Origin of the sequence: Bythopirellula polymerisocia, assembly GCF_007860015.1 — a bacterium.
Taxonomy (GTDB): domain Bacteria; phylum Planctomycetota; class Planctomycetia; order Pirellulales; family Lacipirellulaceae; genus Bythopirellula; species Bythopirellula polymerisocia.
The window spans coordinates 1-18,940 of the sequence record NZ_SJPS01000003.1 but is presented as its reverse complement, the minus strand read 5'-3'; the positions used below and the strand labels follow the sequence as shown (position 1 = coordinate 18,940).

The 18,940-nt window shown below is 53.2% G+C and carries 12 protein-coding genes; all 12 read left to right on the top strand.

The genetic code is table 11. The features are described 5' to 3' along the window. Positions 1–11 precede the first annotated feature (11 nt). The 12 genes from Pla144_RS09640 to Pla144_RS09575 are packed head-to-tail and all read left to right on the top strand — an operon-like array spanning position 12 to position 18,890. A complete protein-coding gene (locus Pla144_RS09640) occupies positions 12–1,094 on the top strand; it encodes a prenyltransferase/squalene oxidase repeat-containing protein (RefSeq protein ID WP_197530548.1) in 1,083 nt (360 codons plus the stop codon). Positions 1,095–1,138: 44 nt separating this feature from the next. Beyond that, a complete protein-coding gene (locus Pla144_RS09635) occupies positions 1,139–2,194 on the top strand; it encodes an AAA family ATPase (protein WP_146450473.1) in 1,056 nt (351 codons plus the stop codon). Further along, the gene (locus tag Pla144_RS09630) at positions 2,160–3,065 is read left to right on the top strand and encodes a DUF58 domain-containing protein (protein ID WP_146450472.1); all 906 of its coding nucleotides are present in this window, start codon (positions 2,160–2,162) and stop codon (positions 3,063–3,065) included. The genes Pla144_RS09635 and Pla144_RS09630 overlap by 35 nt, the downstream gene beginning before the upstream one ends. A gap of 39 nt (positions 3,066–3,104) precedes the next feature. Then, a complete protein-coding gene (locus tag Pla144_RS09625) occupies positions 3,105–5,324 on the top strand; it encodes a BatA domain-containing protein (protein WP_146450471.1) in 2,220 nt (739 codons plus the stop codon). Continuing rightward, positions 5,321–7,780 (top strand): vWA domain-containing protein, encoded by a 2,460-nt coding sequence (locus Pla144_RS09620; protein WP_146450470.1) that lies wholly within the window; start codon positions 5,321–5,323, stop codon positions 7,778–7,780. Before Pla144_RS09625 ends, Pla144_RS09620 begins: the two co-directional genes overlap by 4 nt. Positions 7,781–7,788: 8 nt before the next feature. Beyond that, positions 7,789–10,026 carry a DUF4175 domain-containing protein gene (locus Pla144_RS09615; protein ID WP_146450469.1) on the top strand — a complete coding sequence of 746 codons (2,238 nt, stop codon included), beginning with the start codon at positions 7,789–7,791 and terminating at the stop codon, positions 10,024–10,026. Further along, positions 10,019–11,755, top strand: a complete 1,737-nt coding sequence (locus tag Pla144_RS25670) for a hypothetical protein (RefSeq protein WP_231936288.1) — start codon at positions 10,019–10,021, stop codon at positions 11,753–11,755. The genes Pla144_RS09615 and Pla144_RS25670 overlap by 8 nt, the downstream gene beginning before the upstream one ends. 2 nt (positions 11,756–11,757) lie before the next feature. Beyond that, a complete protein-coding gene (locus Pla144_RS09595) occupies positions 11,758–12,822 on the top strand; it encodes a hypothetical protein (protein ID WP_146450465.1) in 1,065 nt (354 codons plus the stop codon). An 18-nt stretch (positions 12,823–12,840) separates the two neighbouring features. Next, the gene (locus tag Pla144_RS09590; RefSeq protein WP_146450464.1) at positions 12,841–14,109 is read left to right on the top strand and encodes an NPCBM/NEW2 domain-containing protein; all 1,269 of its coding nucleotides are present in this window, start codon (positions 12,841–12,843) and stop codon (positions 14,107–14,109) included. Beyond that, positions 14,106–15,890: a S1C family serine protease gene (locus Pla144_RS09585; protein ID WP_146450463.1), complete on the top strand. Its 1,785-nt coding sequence runs from the start codon at positions 14,106–14,108 to the stop codon at positions 15,888–15,890. The genes Pla144_RS09590 and Pla144_RS09585 overlap by 4 nt, the downstream gene beginning before the upstream one ends. Next, positions 15,887–16,927, top strand: coding sequence for a S1C family serine protease (locus Pla144_RS09580; protein ID WP_231936287.1), 1,041 nt, complete (start codon positions 15,887–15,889; stop codon positions 16,925–16,927). Before Pla144_RS09585 ends, Pla144_RS09580 begins: the two co-directional genes overlap by 4 nt. Then, the gene (locus tag Pla144_RS09575) at positions 16,914–18,890 is read left to right on the top strand and encodes a PDZ domain-containing protein (protein ID WP_146450462.1); all 1,977 of its coding nucleotides are present in this window, start codon (positions 16,914–16,916) and stop codon (positions 18,888–18,890) included. Before Pla144_RS09580 ends, Pla144_RS09575 begins: the two co-directional genes overlap by 14 nt. Positions 18,891–18,940 lie beyond the last annotated feature (50 nt).

The window sequence follows — 18,940 nt, the reverse complement described above, 5'->3', positions numbered from 1 at the left end:
CACCAGCCACAATGAACTTCCAAGCCAAACCAATTTCAATCGACATATCGCTTCTTGCGAGAAAGTGGCGTTGGGCATTGGTGCCGATCATCGTACTGGCTTGCTGTCCTCCAACACTTGTTTCCGGTAACACTTCCCCGCAGGTGAAAGAACGCGTCGAACAAGGCCTGGACTGGCTGGCATTCCAACAAGAGAAGCTCGGGCATTGGTCGGCACAGGGCCGCTATCCCGCAGCGATGACTGCATTGGCCGGACTGGCTTTCTTATGCGAAGGCTCAACCACGACCCAAGGAAAGTACTCGGAAAACTTGCGCCGTGCTGTTGACTTTCTCGTCCGCCGAAGTCGACCCAACGGACTCATTGGGGACCAGGATGACGATCGCTACACCTATGGCCATGGCTTTGCCATGTTATTTCTGTCACAGATTCTCGGTGAGGAGGAAGATATCGAACGCCGTGAGGATCTTATTCGCGTATTATCTCAGGCGGTGGTCTTTACCGGCCAGGCTCAGACTAATGCCGGAGGTTGGGGATACGTTAGTGCTAAAGATGGAAGCGGGTTCGACGAAGGCTCCACAACCATCACACAAGTCCAAGGTTTGCGCGGCTGCCGTAACGCCGGAATAGCTGTACCGAAAGAAATTATCGATAAGGCAATCGGGTATATCCATCGCTGCACGTTAAGCGATGGCGGCGTACAGTATAGTTCCAAAGGGGGCGGCAGTCGTCCAGCGATCACCGCGGCGGCGATCGCCTGTTTGTATAATGCAGGTCAATACGATGATGAATTCGTTCCCCGCATGTTGGAATATTGCGAGAAGAACTTGAAGCCGGACGTGCAAGATAGTTTTGGGCATTGGCATTACGCCCATTTTTACTATTCGCAAGTTGAGTATCGTCAAGGAGGAGAAGAGTGGGAGGACTATTTGGACTCCATCTCCCGTCGACTCTTGAGAGAAGTAAAGTTGTTGAAAATAGGTGAGGATACGGTCGCCGTTTGGGAGCAGGGAATGGTTGGTCCGGTTTACACAACGGCGCTCAACCTGATTATCTTGCAACTCGATAAGGCATCCTTGCCTATCTATCAGCGATAGTTCGAATTTGTTTTCTTAGTAAATGGAAAGAGGCTACACCCCGAATGAATTCCCCCGAATCGGTACACGAAAACGGTCAGGTTATCGAGCGACTGGCCACGGCGATCGACGATATTCGTCAGCAATTAAAGCAAGTCATTGTGGGTCAGGATGAGGTCGTTGATCAACTCTTGATCAGCCTTTTCAGCCGTGGCCACTGCATGCTTGAAGGCGTACCTGGTCTAGCGAAGACTTTATTGATTAGTACCCTATCGCGCTGCTTGAACCTTTCCTTTAGCCGGATCCAGTTCACGCCCGACTTGATGCCTGCTGATATCACAGGGACCGACATCATTGAGGAAAATCGCTCGACTGGCCAGCGAGATCTCCGTTTTCTCGAAGGACCACTTTTTTCCAACATTATCCTGGCAGATGAAATCAATCGCACGCCACCGAAGACCCAGGCCGCCTTGCTCGAAGCGATGCAAGAACGCCAGGTGACGGTCGGGCGCGTGCGACACCAACTGTCTGACCCCTTCTTTGTGTTGGCCACGCAGAATCCGATCGAGCAAGAGGGAACTTACCCTCTTCCCGAAGCCCAGCAAGATCGGTTCATGTTCAAGGTGTTGGTGACGTACCCTAGTTTTGACGAAGAGTTTGAGGTAGCGCGTCGCACGACCTCAACGCTCATCGACTCGATCAGACCCGTCGTTGCACCCGAGGAAATCCTCGCTCTGCAAAAATTGGTTAGAGAAGTACCCGTGTCGGACCATGTCATTCGCTATACGCTTTCGCTAGTCCGTCAGACTCGTGTGAGCGAAGAAGGGGTCCCCGATTTCATTGCCGATCAACTGGCATGGGGAGCCGGACCTCGGGCTGTGCAATTCTTGATAATTGGTGCCAAGGCACGGGCCCTGATGAATCGCCGGTCGCATGTCACAGTGGCCGATATTCAGGCCTTAGCCAAACCCGTCCTACGACACCGGATCGTCGTAAACTTTGCTGCTGAAAGCGATGGCATCACGTCAGATGATGTGATCTCTTCTCTGCTCGACGCCACCCCGACCCAGGAGGATGAATTCGCAAATGACGCCCGATTCCAAGCGATTTTTGCATCCTGAAGCCATCCGGCGAATCAGTCGACTCGAACTCCGCGCTCGGCACATCGTCGAAGGGCTCCAGACCGGTATGCATCGCAGCCCTTACTTCGGACAGTCTGTGGAGTTCTTACAGCATCGACAATATGTTCCTGGCGACGATCTGCGCCATGTCGATTGGAAGGTCTGGGCGAAACAAGACCGGTTGTACGTCAAGCAGTTTGAAGAAGAGACCAACATGCGGTGTACGATGTTGGTCGATGTCTCGGCCAGCATGCAATATGGCAAAGGCCCCTTAAACAAGTACGAGTATGCCGCGACGGCTGCCACGAGCCTGGCGTATTTGTTGCTCAAACAACACGACTCAGTGGCCTGCATCGCGTTTGATGACCACATTAGAGCGCGTTCTCCGCTGAATAGTTCGCAGAAACACTTGCACTCGATCGTCCGGACTCTGGATGCGAACAAGCCCGACCAGAAGACTGATGCCGGAGCGGTGCTACGGGAAATTGCGGAAAGCAGCCCTCGGCGTGGAATGATGGTCGTTGTCTCCGATCTATTGGGGGACGTTCAGTCAACCTTGCGAGGCTTGCGCCTATTGCGACAGCGGGGACACGACGTACTGGTGCTTCACATCATGGATGATGATGAGCTAGATTTCCCATTCGATGGTCCCACGCGATTTGAGGGGCTGGAACTACCCGACCATTTGAATTGCAACCCTCGCGCTCTGCGTGACGGATATCTAGCAGCGCTTGATCGATTCCTATCGGACCTGCGGCATGGCTGCGCTAAACATGAAATCGACTATGCACTCATTCGCACGAGCGACCCGCTGGATGCGGCACTGGCAGCCTTTTTGTGTTACCGCACAGCAGCCGAGCGAATGCGCTGACCTTCAATCCAGACTGAGTGTTACTGAGGACGTACCGTTTTGAGTTTTTTGTTTCAATCACTGTTGACCATTGGCCTCCCCTTGGTGGCCTTGCCGTTGGTGATCCATCTGATCAACCTACGCCGGCATCAGCGCGTGAATTGGGCGGCTATGGATTTCCTGCTCGAAAGCCAGAAGCGAAACAAAAAATGGATCATGCTGCGACAGCTACTTTTGCTTATGCTGCGAACCACGGCGATTGCTCTCGTGGTACTAATGTTGGCAGGCCCCATCCTTATGTCCCAATGGGGAAGCCTCTTGGGAAGCGGCGTCACGCATCATGTCTTATTGGTCGATGACAGTTATTCGATGTCGGACCGCTCTCAGGATACCACTGGCTGGGATGAGGCCAAAGGTGCTGTCAGCCAGATTCTGGAACAAGCCACAGCCAATCCGGGAACCCAGAAGTTGACACTCCTACGTTTTTCCGTTGCCACCGATCTTTCAGCGGGAAAGGAAATGGAATTCGCCAGTAGGTCTCTCGACCGTGGCGTTATTGAAGAAGTCAATTCCTATCTAGAAAGTGAATCGGTGACAGAAACTGCAGTGGGGCCCAGCGAGGCATTTCAAGCAGCGCTGGCCTTGCCGGAAAGAGAGCCTGGTGAATCGCGAATACTCTATGTCATTTCTGATTTTCGCAGCCGCCAATGGTTAGATAATAATCAAACCAAGCAACTATTGGGGCAACTCCGTCAGGAAGTCGCTGACCTGCAATTGGTTCAATGTATTAACCAAACCCACCCTAATCTGGCTATAAGTAAATTGGAGCCAGAAGCGGGGATTCGCGCGGCAGGTGTTGAGACTTGGATGGAACTTGGCGTAACCAATTTCAGCGATAAGCAAGCGGTGGCTGTGCCTGTAGCAGTGACGCAAGATGGTCAGAAACTGCCTGCGGTTGAATTCGACGAGATTGGCCCTGGGCAAACGGTCACCCGGCGTTTTCGCGTTGCTTTTCCTGACGCTGGTCCGCATCAAGTCACGGCTCAGTTGCCCGGCGACGCCTTGGCAACCGACAATTCCCGCTACTTTGCTTGCGATGTGCCCAATAGTTTTCCGCTGCTTGTGATCGACGGCTCGGGAGCAGGTGATGATGCCTATTACCTCCGCACCGCTTTGAGTCCCGGTGGTTCGGCCAAACCGGGTTGGAGTCCTCGGGTCGAACCGCCAAGCTTTCTCAGGAACCACGATCAGCTTGACAATTTTGCTGCCATTTTTCTGCTCGATGTTCCTCGCCTGGATGAAACCGAAGTCACCGCATTGGAGGACTACGTGCGAGCTGGAGGGGGAGTCGCCCTATTCCTTGGGCCGGATGTTCAGCCGTCCTTTTATAACGAGCGGCTCTATCGTGATGGGACGGGGTTGATACCCGTTGAACTCGATGTGCCTACTCAACTGCTCAGTGTTGGTGATGAAGAAACGCCCGATGTCTCGGTCGAGGACCATCCAGTTTTTCGTATTTTCGCAGGCCAGCGAAACAGTTTTCTCTCCGTAGCGAGGGTGAACTTTTATTATGCAATCTCCGGCCTCGGAGAAAGCCCTGAACAAATAAGAGTACTTGCTCGATTGCGGAACGACGCGCCATTCGTTGTCGAAAAGCAACTGGGCAAGGGCCATGTCGTGGTGCAACTCTGCAAACTCTCTCCCGAACCGACTTCTCTTGGAGTATGGAGTAATTGGTGTGTGAATCCGGTCTTCCCGGTTTTTGCCAATGAACTTGCGGGCTATTTGACTTCTGCACGTCGCGATTTCGATACCCAGGAAGTAGGAAGCCAACTGAGCTTCACTCTCCCTGAAGCAGAATACAAGCCAGAAGTGATGGTTCGGGTGCCGCGGAGTGGGCAAGAAGAAGTCATTAACCTTTCGGCCCGCGCCGAGTCAGGCAACTATTTGGTTGATGCTGGCCTCAGCAAAGTCAGTGGTGTTTGGCAGTTCGAACTGTCCCCTCTGCAGCAGGAAGCCGACCGTAAGCTCGTCGCGGTTAACGTGGACTCGGTTGAGGGAGATCTGAACCAACTTGACCGCGATAAATTGGCTACCCAACTCGAAGCTATCGACTACCAGTATTCGCTCGCCTCGCAACTCACGGCAGCCGATGAGCAACTTGCCGGCTTCCGACTCGGTGATACTCTTTTGGCATTACTTCTCGCGGCCCTGGTGGCTGAGCAGTGGCTCGCTTATAGAGCAAGTTACCATGGTCGAGTGAAGGGAGTCAGTCGATGATGCTCGTGCAATCTATGTTCTCGGCCGCGACTGGGTCGAGCGATGTTGCTCGCGAGTTTGTCACTTGGAATCTGCGAAGAGTCGACCAGTTTGACGATCCTCGCCTGCTATGGTTCTTGTTGGCGGTGGGCGTGTTACTAATTATTGCTTGTGTGACTTGGCTCTATCGTCGGGAGAGCGTGTCACTCTCTCCCTGGCTGCGAGTTCTCTTTCCGGTCTTGCGAATCACGGCTTGGCTGGGAGCGATTCTTTTCTTCTTGGGCCTCGAAAAGCGGATTGATCAGCAAGTCGTCTCAGATTCACAGGTCGCCATTCTTGTCGATACCAGCCAGAGTATGTCGGTTGCCGATTTACAGAATGCCGAGGGGCAGTCTGTATCGCGAGGCAAAGCCGTCGAGAAATCATTGAAGGAATCTGAATTCCTGGCAGCCTTGCGTCAGAAGCACAAAGTGGAGCTGATAACTTTTGATCGAGAATCTCATCCTGTGGCAAGCTGGACCCGAACTACTCTCGACCCTCAGCTTCCACAAGTTGAAGCCGATAACACAGAAGAACTCGATTGGTCGGTGATGCTCGAACCTCGCGGCAGGGAAACCCGGCTTGGTGATGCTCTACGAAATACATTGAAGAAACAGCGAACAGGCCAGCTCGCCGGTGTGATCGTCATCACCGATGGCGATCAGAACACGGGAGTTGATGCGCTCTCGTTGTTCGACTCAGAGCAACGCTCCTCGGTGCCGATTTACACCGTAGGAATTGGATCCAATGAGCCACGTCGAAATGTGCGAATTCAAGAGCTCAACGCTCCCGCTCGCGTTTATCCTGAGGATCGTACCACTATTAATGGCATCGTGCAGGGAGAAGGCTTTGCGGGCCGCTCAGTGCACGTGCAACTATTCGCTCGTGAAGCCGATTCGCAAAATGCTCTCAGCACGCTGGTCGAAGAAAAGAATGTCACTTTCACCGACGAACAACAAGTCGTCCCCGTGGAATTTGAAATCGAGCCCGCGGCCATCGGCAGTTTGATCTTGGAACTCAAGGTCGTTGCCCCCCAGGGAGATCAATATGCGGGCGACAATCGACGGGAGGTAGAGGTAGAGGTTGTCGAAGCAAGTACACGAGTACTACTCATTGCCGGAGGAGCAAGCCGTGATTACCAGTTCCTACGGAACCAGTTGTTCAGAGATCGACATATGCAAGTCGATGTCTGGGTGCAATCGGCCACGAGTGGCCTGTCTCAAGAGGCGGATCAGATATTGCACGGCTTTCCACAAACGAAAGAGGAATTGTATGACTACGATTGTATCGTGGCATTTGATCCCAACTGGGAATTCCTCGATGCCCGCCAGGTTGATCTCCTGGAGTCCTGGGTCGCTGAAGAGGCAGGGGGCTTGATTGTCGTAGCGGGGCCTATCTACACATTGAGTTGGTCACAAAGCCCCGAGCACGCCAAGATTCGGTCTCTCTACCCCGTAGAGTTTCAGCGCAGGTTGACATTGCTCGACGACGGTCTCTACGGTTCGAAAACCCCCTGGCCTATTCTGTTTACCCGTGAGGGAGAGGAAGCAGACTTTCTTTCGCTTACTGAGAACGCGGCAGAAAGCGGCCTGCTTTGGGCAGAATTTCCCGGTGTTTATGGTTGCTATGCTGTGAAGGGTCCCAAGCCAGGAGCAAGAGTCTTGGGTTACTATGGCGATCCCGACGCAAGTATTACCGCAGAGTATCCAGTCTACATGGCTGAACAGTTTTATGGTGGCGGACGAGTTTTTTATCTAGGAAGCGGCGAGCTGTGGCGACTGCGGGCGCTGGATCCAAGTTACTTTGAAGTCCTCACAACCCGCCTCATACGCCATATCAGCCAGGGCAGACTCCTCAAAGGATCCACGCGAGGTCGTCTGCTTGTCGAACAAGACCGATACACGGTAGGCAGCGAAGTGATCGTCAGGGCACAACTTCTGGCAGCAAGCCGCGAACCACTCCTGGCCGACAGTGTACTAGCAAGAGTTGTGGGTGATCAGGGTAAGGGACAGAAACTCCTGCTGAAAGCCGACAAGAGTCGCCCAGGGAATTTTATCGGTCAGTTCACTGTCAATAAGGCTGGCTCCTTTCGCATTGAACTTGCCGTGCCCGACACAATCGACGATCTATTGGTCCGCCGGATTCAAGCGATCTTGCCGGACCTGGAGTTTGAAAACCCCCAGCGCAACGATGAATTGCTTTCGCAACTGGCAAAAGTGTCGAAAGGCAAATACTACACCAGCTTAGATGAAGCTATCCTCGGAGAAAACGACTCGCGTGCAATCGACGAATTGATCGAAAGTCGTGCGGAAACTCGCATCATTCACGGCACGCCAGATCGTGACTTTACCGAGTGGCTCAACAAGATTTTGCTAGGGGTTATCTGTGGAGCGCTTTGCCTGGAATGGTTGCTTCGCCGTTTGATGAAACTTGCTTGAATAAACACATGTCAACAGTTGCTTTACCATTTACGATTCCCAAAATAGTCCGCCGCAAGGTGCGGTCATTGCGGTGGCTGGTGCGCGGGTATGTCCTGCTCGAAGGGATCGCAACAGTGGTTATTCTCCTCTGCATCGCTTTTTGGTTGACATTATTCTTGGACTGGTACTTCGAACCGTCGACGACACTACGCATGCTGATGGGACTCGGCATCACCGCCGGGCTAGCGTTTGTTTCTTGGAAAGCACTTTTTTCGAGGTTATTCGCCCGCCTCTCGGACAGCAGCCTCGCATTGTTGGTCGAGCGAACCTTTCCCCACATCGAACAAAGTTTGGTGACCACCATCCAAGGCGAGCACCAGTCCAAAGCATTTTCTCAGACACAGAACGAATTGTTCGAACATACTTCCGCCGAAGCCAGCCAGAAACTCTCCCAGGTGGAACTAAGTCAGGTGTTTCGCTACCGGCCCCTCATACTGAAAGCAATTCTGGCCATTTTGCTCGTCGGCTCGCTAGTTGGTTTCGCTCTCTTACAGGCAGAAGCCTTTGAGTTTTTTCTACAACGGGTGCAGTTATCAGATGTTCCCTGGCCCCGCAAAGTGGAACTGACGGTCGTGGGTTTCGACGAAGTCGATGGCAAACGGACGATGAATGTCGCGCGTGACGACAATTTCAATCTCGATGTCCTCGCCTCACTCCAGGAGGGGCACATTGCCCCCCCAGAAGTAGAAATTCGCTACCGATTGCCGGATGGCCGTCGCGGTCGTGATTCGATGACCCAAGTTGGCGATGCCGCATCAGGTAATGGTGACGTGCAGGATTTTCAATACGAATTCAAAAATCTCGCCGCAGATATCAGCTTCGACGTGATCGGGGGAGACGATCGCATCCGCGATCTGCACCTACATGTCGTCGAGCGACCACAGATCGTGAAGACCGAGCTAGAATGCGCGTTCCCTGACTACTTGCAACGCTTTCCTCAGGCAATCCCATTCAGCGGACGCGTGGAGATCCCTCAAGGGACTTCGTCGGTTTGCCTAGTTGAAATCAATAAGCCCCTCCGCGAAGTGCAGGTCTACGATTCGGTAACGAAGGAAGAACTCATCGCAGAACTTTCATCGGATAACCCGCGTCGGTTTTCAATTCCCTTAGACATGGCTCAGGCTGACCGTGTCTTACTTCTCGATGTCCATGACACCGACGGGGTGAGCAATCGAGAACCCTATCGCCTGATGGTTTCGGTGATTCCAGACGAAATCCCCGAGGTCTCGGTACAGTTACGAGGCATCGGAACAGCAGTTACACCGCAGGCCACGATTCCCCTCGTTGGTACCATTCGTGATGACTACGCCGTAACTTCTGCCTGGATAGAAGGGCAGACCGACAAGCTAGAACCCCAGCGACGCAAGCTTTCCACTTCAGCTTACAGCGGTCGAGAAAACACCGAGCTCGGACGATTGGATCTGGCCGAAACGTCAGAACATTCGCAGCAGCGTGCCCTGCCTCTTGAACCAGGGCAGCAACTTACACTTTCCGTAAAAGCCCAAGATGCTTACGACCTGCAGTCCGAGCCCCACGTTGGATCGAGTCAGCGGTTCGTGCTTGACGTAGTGACCGAATCCCAATTGCGTTCTTTATTGGAAAAGCGCGAACTGGGTCTCCGCCAGCGCTTTGAGGCAATCCATGAAAAGATGATCGCCACTCATGATTTGCTCACCCGGATCGAAATTAAACCCCAATCAACGGAAGATGAGCCTCTCGAGAACGAAGAAGTAAACTTGCGCCGTGAACGTGACAAGCTCCGCGTCAGTGGAGCCTTGCAAAACATCACGCAGTTAACATTCGAAACCTTGGGAGTGGCTGAAGGTTTTGAAGATATTGTCGTGGAACTACAGAACAATCGGATTGACACCGAAGAATTGACCGAGCGTTTGCAAAACAACATCGCTGCGCCGTTGCATGAAATCGCTGATAAGCTCATGTCGGAACTTGAGAGTCAACTCCAAGAACTACCCGCTGTTATCGACTCGGGAGATGAGAAATCACGGGTCCAATCCGCGGCAATCATCCAATCCGACGTAGTAATTGAGGCAATGCAGCGGATTTTAGACCGAATGCTGGAATTAGAGAGTTACAATGAATTAGTGGAGTTATTGCGTGGAATCGTCGCCGAACAAAAGGATCTGAACGAGGCGACACGCATCAAGCAACTGGAGAAACTCCGGAGCCTCTTGGACGATGAATAACTTTTTTCCAGTAAGTGTGATATCAGAGTACACCATGAGCTATCGCTTACGCCTTCGCCGTTTTAGTCTGCCACTCGTCTGGCTCGTGCTAATTTCAGCAACGACTGCCTCCACTGCTTTAGCGGTCGAGGCGAACGAGCCCCTGGCCGAAAAGGAAGCCAGTCTCGCCGAGCAGTACGATCGGTTGGAACTTTTGGCTGGGCGGTTAGCAGAATTGTCGAAATCGACTCAGCCTCGCCGTGCTGAGCTATTGCGACAAATGGTTGCCAAGAGTCGCGAGAAAGAATTGCCCGAACAGTTCCAGACAATCGTCGACTCTCTACAGCAAGATCGACTCAGCGAAGCCACCGCGACTCAAAAGACGTTGCACTCGGAATTGCAGGCGATGCTCGAATTATTGCTCCAGGAAGACCGCGACCGACAGATCGATTCCGAGGCGAAACGGATCAAGAAATACCTGGCCGAGCTCAATAAGCTAATTCGTCAGCAGCGAGGAATCAAAGCCCGCACAGCAGGAGGCGACTCGCAGGACGAACTTATCGACGATCAGCAGCGGACAGCGGACTCTGCCGGCAAACTTGGCGATACGATTGCCGAGACCGAAGGGTCTTCAAAAAAGTCGCCCAGCGGTGCCGAGGTTGAAAACCCGGAAAGTAGATCTTCCTCTCCCAAGGGAAAACCCGAAGAAGGTTCGGAGTCCTCTCCAGGTGAATCGTCCCCGAGTGAATCTTCTCCATCTGAATCTTCTCCATCTGAATCTTCTCCATCTGAATCTTCGCCAGCGCAGTCATCACCATCTTCAGGAAAACCTTCAGAAGGAAAGCCAAGCAAATCTTCTGGGCAACCATCCCAGAGCCAGGGAGGAGAATCTAGCGATACGCCGCAGGACTCACCTGAGGAACAACAGCAGAGCCCTGCCGACAGCGCGGTAGAGAGACTCAAGCAGGCACAACAACGAATGCAGCAGGCCCAAGAGCGGCTCAAAGAAGCCCAACGCAGCGAAGCCGTAGAAAAGCAGGAGCAGGCACTGCGAGAACTGGAGCAAGCCAAAGCAGAGTTGGAAAAGATACTGCGACAACTCCGCGAGGAAGAGATGGAGCGGATGTTGGTCATGCTAGAGGCGCGTTTGCGCAAGATGCTTGAGGCTCAGAACAATATCTACGATCAAACAATTAAACTCGAAGAATCTATCGGCCGCACTGCCGAACATGAGCTCGAAATCGCATCTGCCTCGCTGGGTCGCAAAGAAGATCAAATTGTCGGGGAAGTAGATCGTGCACTAATCCTGCTCAAAGAAGATGGCTCATCGGTGGCCTTTCCCGAGGCCCTCCAACAGGTCCGCGAAGACATGCAAACGGTGGCCAGCCGCCTGAGAAGTGTCAAGACTGATAAGATCACCCAAGCGGTAGAACAGGATATTATTGAAACTCTGGAGGAAATGCTGGCCGCTTTGCAGCAAGCCCTGAAAGAACTTCGCGAGAAACAGTCCAGCCAACAATCCGGAGAAGGTCAGCCGGGAGAACAACCTCTAGTAGACCAATTAGCCGAATTGCGTATGATTCGAGCATTGCAGAACCGCGTGAATCGCCGTACCGAATTTTACGATTCAATACTCAAAGGTGAACAAGCAATGGACCTTGAACTGCTCGAGGCGCTTGACAAGCTCGCAGAGCGCCAGCACCACATCTTTGAGGCTACCCGCGATCTCTATCAGGGGGTCAATCGTTAGTCATGCACAACGACAAACCAAAAACAATTCGACTGAGCCTGTTTGTGATCCTAAGCCTGGCTTGCTTCTTCGCAACTGCCATCGCAAGCGCCCAGCTCTCATTCGAACCCTCCTGGTACCCACCTTCTTACGAGACAGTTCGAGAGCAAGTCTTCACCTGGATTGACTCTACGACAGCTGACCCGGTCTTGGCTCAGGAAGCCCGGTCATTGTGGCCATCGCTTTCGTTGCGGGAATTGGATGGCCCTGCGATGTTGGATTTGGTTGTTGAAACTGCTGCGATGACGAACCCTCAAATTGCTAACTTGATGGCTCAGTGTAATGAACAGTCCTTCGAGCCACTTCCTCCGGATTTGCTTTGGCTCTCTTCCAGTCAGCTCCCGGAAATGGTTCAGAACAATGTTCGACTCTATGTAGCGCGCTGGCTAACACAGCACACAAGGTATGACGACGTTCTAGTTTTATTAGGTGACTTGCAAGTTGAAGATGTGGTGGACCCTGCAAGTCTGTTGTTCTGTCGTATGGTGGCTCACCATCAAGTAGTTGAGCCAGATCGAAGTCGGGCAGCCTTGGTGGAACTCCTGGAACAAGCTGAAACGATTCCTGTACGCTATCGTCAGGTTGCCGAACTGGTTGAGAAAGATCTTGCCGGCCTGGAGGATGAGTCCTTGGACCATGTTTCTCGACGCATGAACGATGTGCGACGACGCTTGAACTTGGGTCAAGCTGGCAAACAGGTCCAGGTCGTCGAAAAAGGGGTCGTTGATTCGCTTGATGGTCTCATCAAGAAAATCGAAGAGCAGCAGCAACAGCAATCCGGGTCAGGCAGCGGCTCCGCACAGAGTTCTACTCCGATGCAGGACAGCCAACTCCCCTCGCTCAAGGCCCCCGGAAAAGTTGACAAGAAGGATATCGGCCATCAGGCCGGTTGGGGAGATCTTCCCCCCAAAGAGCGTGAAGAAGCTATGCAGCAGATCGGGCGTGAATTCCCAGCTCACTACAGGCAATTGATTGAGCAGTATTTTCGAGATCTGGCTGACGAAGATTCCAAGCAACAAAAGCCGTAGCACTTCAAAAGAGAATCTATGTTCAGAGTCGTAATCTATTGCTGTCTGCTCGGACTCATTAAGCTCCAAGGGATGAATGTCGCTCGGAGTGAAGAACCGCCGACGGCAATTGCAACTACTGTGGACGGATCGGATTCAGTTGGGAAGCTTAATGAGTGGACAACCGAAGCCGTATCCCTCCGGCAGCCATCTCAAGTTGTAAAGTTCCCAGTAAACGAACTTTTGCGGGTTGAGTTTGAAGATTCGAGGAAGGCTCCGACAGCCGCAGGAATGACGCTGGAGCTAGTCGATGGGTCGCGAATTCCAGTTTCTCGTTTTGAAGTTACTGAGCGAATGGCAACTGTCGAAACACTTCTAGCAACAAGTCCACTCTCGATTCCGACAGAACAGATACGATTTGTAGAGTTTCCGAATGAGAACATTTCGAAAGAATCTTGGTTGCCGACCTGGCAGAGTAAGGACTTTACTGGGGATGTGTTGGTCATTGTGAAGAAGGACTCTGCCGAAATGAACTTTTTGAGTGGAGTGATCAACAACATCACTTCCACAGAAATCAACTTTGGCTGGGAGGGGGATACCATTCCCGTCAAGCGTTCAAAAGTTGCCGCGATTACCTACTATCATGCAATCCGAAAGCAACAAGCTGTACCAATCTGTTGGCTGAATCTCGCTCAGGGTTATCGGCTTCCGGCAGTTGAAATTGTTCGAGAAGCAGGTGAACTCCGCATCACGACTCCTATGGGCATTGCGTTGCAGATTCCCCTGGGTGCGATTCAAACCGCGGACTACTCGGTGGGTAAATTAACCTACCTCAGTGACCTGAAGCCAATTCGGGAAGACTGGACTCCCCTGATCGAACTCCCGACATTGGACAGTCACGTAAAACGACTGGGCGTGCCGCGCCGAGATACCTCGTTTGAAGGCTCGCCACTAACACTTTCTTGGCCCAGGGTAGGTGACGGGGACAGCAGCGTCCTGCAAGCATATCGCAAGGGACTAGCAATGCGCAGCCGCACCGAGTCAGAATATCGTCTGCCTCGAGGTATGCGCCGTTTTGTGGCGATCGCAGGAATCGACCCCGAAACACTCGCGCAGGGCAATGTCACACTCGTTGTCGAAGCGGATGGGGAGACCCTATTCGAAAGCACGATAGCTGGAAATCAGCCCCCAGTTCCTATCGATGTGGAAATCGCCGGCAAGCGACTAATGAAAGTGTACGTGGACTACGGTTCCAACCTGGATTTGGGAGATCGTCTCCATCTGGTGGAGGCGCGATTCGTCAAATGATACGTATCTTGACCCACTTAGGTTTTTTCTGCGTCGCTCTGCAATCCGTTGCCACTGGAGCGCCGACCAATCCTGCGCCAGAATTGCTTGCAATTGAGCAAGAGCGGGTGGGAGTCATTGCAAAAGCCTCTGCTGCGACGGTGGCGATTTTCGAGTCTTCGGGACAAGGAGGTGGTTCTGGAGTACTAATTTCGCCAGATGGATTTGCCCTCACCAATTTTCATGTTGTCGCCCCTTGCGGCGCGGCGATGAAATGTGGGTTGAACGACGGCCAACTCTACGACGCGGTGGTCGTAGGCGTTGATCCTGTGGGAGATGTCGCCTTGATTCAACTCTTGGGACGGGAAGATTTTCCAGTTGCAGAGTTGGGAGACAGCGACCAAGTGAAGGTCGGTGACTGGGCATTTACGGCCGGCAACCCCTTTCTGCTGGCCGATAAATTCCACCCTTCGATTAGTTGGGGCATGATCTCCGGAGTCCACCGCTATCAGTATCCTGCGGGAACGCTGCTGGAGTATGCCGACTGCCTGCAAACCGATGCTGCCATCAATCCGGGTAACTCCGGGGGGGCACTCTTTGACGCTGAAGGACGCCTGATCGGGATCAACGGACGCGGCTCCTTCGAAAAGCGCGGCCGCGTAAACGTCGGAGTCGGATATGCCATCTCGATAAATCAAATTAAACGGTTTGTGACCCACCTTAAAAGCGGACGCATTGTTGACCACGCATCACTCGGATTTACCGTCTCTACCGAGGAGCTTGGTCGCGTCGTTGTCGATGATATTCTTGAGGACTGCGATGCCTACCGCCGTGGGTTGCGCTATAACGACCAGATAGTGAGGTTTGCCGGTCGGGAGATTCGCACGGCCAACGCGCTGAAAACGGCCCTAGGAACCTATCCACGCGATTGGATAGTTCCTTTGGTGTTTCGGCGTGATGGAAAGACCTACTCAGTTCAACTCCGGCTTCCCGGACTGCATGACCCTGCCCAGTTAGTCGATCTGATCCAGCAACAGGCCGAGCAACCAAGTGAACCACCTGAAGGAAAGCCTCCCAAGCCGGACGAAAACGAAGACGAATCGCCACTTCCGAACATCCGCGATTTGATGCCCGACAAGCCTGACTTGCCGTTAGCTGTACAGTCCCGCTACGAAGAAGTCCGCGGTTACGCCAATTATTGGTACAACCAACAGCGGCAAAAACAGCTTTGGGAAAGCTACCTCGGCAAAAACGCCCTAGAAAAAATGGGGACCAACTGGCAGCTTGCCGGTGCGCTCCCCGATGACGATCGATTTGAAATTCGACTCACTGGCACCCAAGGTGAAATGCGTATGCCGACCGGTAAGACGGGGGCACTCTTCACCGGTGGTTTTGACTCGCAACTCAGTCCTCCCGGTTCGGGAGGATTACTCTTAGCTGTGCATCTCTGGCAGCGCATGATCGACAAAGGCTTACAGCAATTCGGCGAAGTCTATTACCTGGGGCAGTTGCCATCCGGGCCTGAGGGTGAACTACTCGATTGTCTGGTGGGGATTCATGGTGGAGTTGAAATCCGCTTTATGTTTCTGCCAGATGATGGTGATCTCGTGGGTCTGGAGCTGATACCTGCCGATGACTCTGATCCCTGTGAGATTCGTTTTGCCGATTTCTCGGAATTCTCTGGCAGGCGACTACCGGCACGCTGGCAAGTTAAGTATGGCGACAAGATCTTCGCTGAGTTGAGCGTAGATTCTTGGCAGACGGATGGCGATCACCCCTTACAAGAGGGGGGAACGAATTGATCTTACCTAAAAAGCTCACGACTTTGCTGGCCACTTTGGTGGTCATGTCCGTTGTAGATATGTTTTCGTGCGCTGCCGAAACTCCACTATCCGATGTGATTCGTTCAGCGCAGACCAAGGTTGTCAAGATTTTCGGTGCGGGAGGCCTGAAACAACTAGAGGCATACCAGACGGGAATTCTGATTTCTCCTTCTGGTCATGTACTGACTGCCCGGAGTTATGTACTCGATACCGACGACCTGGCCATCGTTCTGGACGATGGCCGCAGTTTCAAGCCAGAGTATCTGGGTAGTGACCCAATCCGTGAACTTGCCCTGCTCAAACTTCCAATTGAGGATGAATCGTTTCCCCACTTCGATCTGCAAAATCAAGCGACAGCCCAAGTGGGAGATCGGGTTCTGGCATTGAGTAATCTTTACGGCATTGCGACGGGCGATGAGCCGGTGAGTGTCTTGCAAGGGGCGATCACAGCGATCGCTCCGCTTGATGCGCGGCGAGGTGCATTCGCGACCGTTTATCGTGACAACGTTTATGTGGTGGATGCCTACGCAAATAACCCTGGCGCAGCTGGGGGGGCTCTCGTTGATTGGCAGGGTCGCCTGCTGGGTCTGCTGGGCAAAGAAGTCAAGAGTCGTGTCACAGGAACCTGGCTCAACTACGCACTCCCGACGGCTAGCTTCTCCTCAAGTGTCAACGAGTTGCTTGCCGGGCATGATACCACCTGGGAGCCACCTTCCCAATTACCTGAGCAGTCACTTACTACCGAACGTTTAGGCATGCGACTTGTGCCCGACGTCTTGCCCATTACCCCTCCCTACCTCGACGCCGTGCGAACAGGTTCTCCCGCTGAAAAGGCTGGACTACGGGCTGACGACTTGATCGTGTTTGTTGGAGGTCGACAGATCGCTTCCTGCCGTGCATTACTGGAAGAACTGACGTACCATGACGAGCGCGAGGAAATCGAAGTGAGCTTACTTCGCGATGGTGAGCTCGTCGTAGTCACTCTGCAAGCGGAAGGCGAGCATGCCGAAGAATAAGCTCTCACACGTGCTGATATTGGCCTGGGGGCTTTGCCTCGTGCGCTCGGATACTCTCCCTGCGTCAGAGCAAAATTATGCCCTTCTCGATGCAGCTATTCATCAGGCGACCGCTGCTGTGGCCGATTCGGTGGTGCAGATACTTACGGTGGGGGGGCTAGATCGTGTTGGCAAGACACAGCTCAGCCAAGGCCCGCTTACCGGACTGATTATCTCCGAAGACGGATTCATCGTTTCTAGCGCTTTTAACTTTGCGCAAAAGCCCAGTTCGATACTTGTGCGACTACCCGGCGGCAAACAGGTGCCTGCCGAGCTAGTCGCTCGCGACTTCAATCGCATGCTGGTGCTCTTGAAAGTGTCGGCAGACGAACCCTTGCCGGTTCCCACTGCTGTTCCTACCCCTGAAATGGCAGTAGGCCAGTGGACCATCGCCCTGGGGCGGACATTTCAGACCGACGAAGTTGATGTCTCCTTAGGAATCGTCAGTGCACTCGACCGCATGCAAGGCCGAGTAGTGCAAACCGACGCAAACATCTCGGCGGCCAACTACGGTGGGCCGTTGGTGGATATTCGTGGTCGAGTTTACGGGGTGCTCGTCCCTATGTCTCCGCAGTCAGATGGCACAGGGCCAGAGAGCGAAGTCGCTGGAACAGAGTTCTACGACTCAGGAATCGGATTCGCCGTACCGTTGGAACATGTGAATTCTGTTCTTAATCGCTGGCGAAAAGGAAGTGACCTCCTCCCTGGCAAGATGGGAGTCGGCCTGAAGTCCGGCAGTTCCTACGTCGAGCCACCGACAATCACAACTGTGTGGCCATCATCACCAGCTGCAGAAGCAGGATGGCAACAGAACGACACAATCATCGCCATGAATGGCACCCCAGTCGAAACCCAGGCGCAACTGCAGTTCCTTCTTAAGCCACGTTATGCAGGTGAGAAGGTTACCCTCTCCGTGCGACGCGGTACGGGTGACTCGGCCGAGGAATTTGATTCTGAAATCACGCTAGCCGACAAACTTGCCCCATTTCGCCATTCGTTTCTTGGCATCCTACCGGCGACCAGCAGTGATGACGAAGGTGTCGAAGTCGGAGAAGTTTGGCCAGCAAGCCCTGCAGCAGAGGCAGGAATTCTCCCCCTGGATCGCATCAGAAAAATCGGCATACACCCTATACATTCGCTCCCCGAAGCACGGGCCGCTCTGCAAAACTTGCAACCCGGAGAAGCGGTCAAAATAGCGCTCTTGCGTGGAAGTGACGAGCTGACACTGCAATCGAAGCTATCCACCCTCCCCGAACAGATTCTGGCAAAATTGTCTGCGACCATTGGTGACATTCAGCCAATGGAACCGCTGGAACCACAATTGCTCAAATTACCAGAGTTCCCCCAAGAGGCTCACTTTCTGGAGCCCAAGACGCCGGAATCACAGCGCCCGGGACTGGTTATCTGGCTCGGATCAGGCAAGGAAGACGAAGAGCAGGCACTTTTCGAATCTTGGCAAGAGAGTTGTCAACGGGAAGGAATAATCTTAGTTGTGGCGCGACCTGGAGCGGATTCCGGCTGGCAATCCGATGATCTGGAATATCTCGAACAGTTGACTCGCTTAGCAACATCCCGCTTCCGGCCTCATCCGCGACAGACAGTATTGGCTGGCCAGGACAAGGGAGGCCAATTAGCCTACGCGCTGGCCTTTAAATCGCGACGGATTTTCAGCGGCGTGATCTCCGATAATGCCCCGCTCCCCCGGACCCTCCAGATTCCAGAAAATGCACCTTCTGGCCAATTAGCGGTGCTGTCTATCATTCCTCAAAACTCGACATTCGCCACTTTGGTGAAGCACGATATCGGACAGCTACGCCAAGAGGGTTATCCGGTAAGCCAGCTTATGCGATCCCCCAGCCCCGAGCTTGACGACGCAACCATAGCAACAATTGGCCGCTGGATTGTAGGTCTGAATCGGTTCTAAATGCCTCCAGTTACTAGCTTTAGAGCAAACTCAGCCTATCGCTCGTCGTC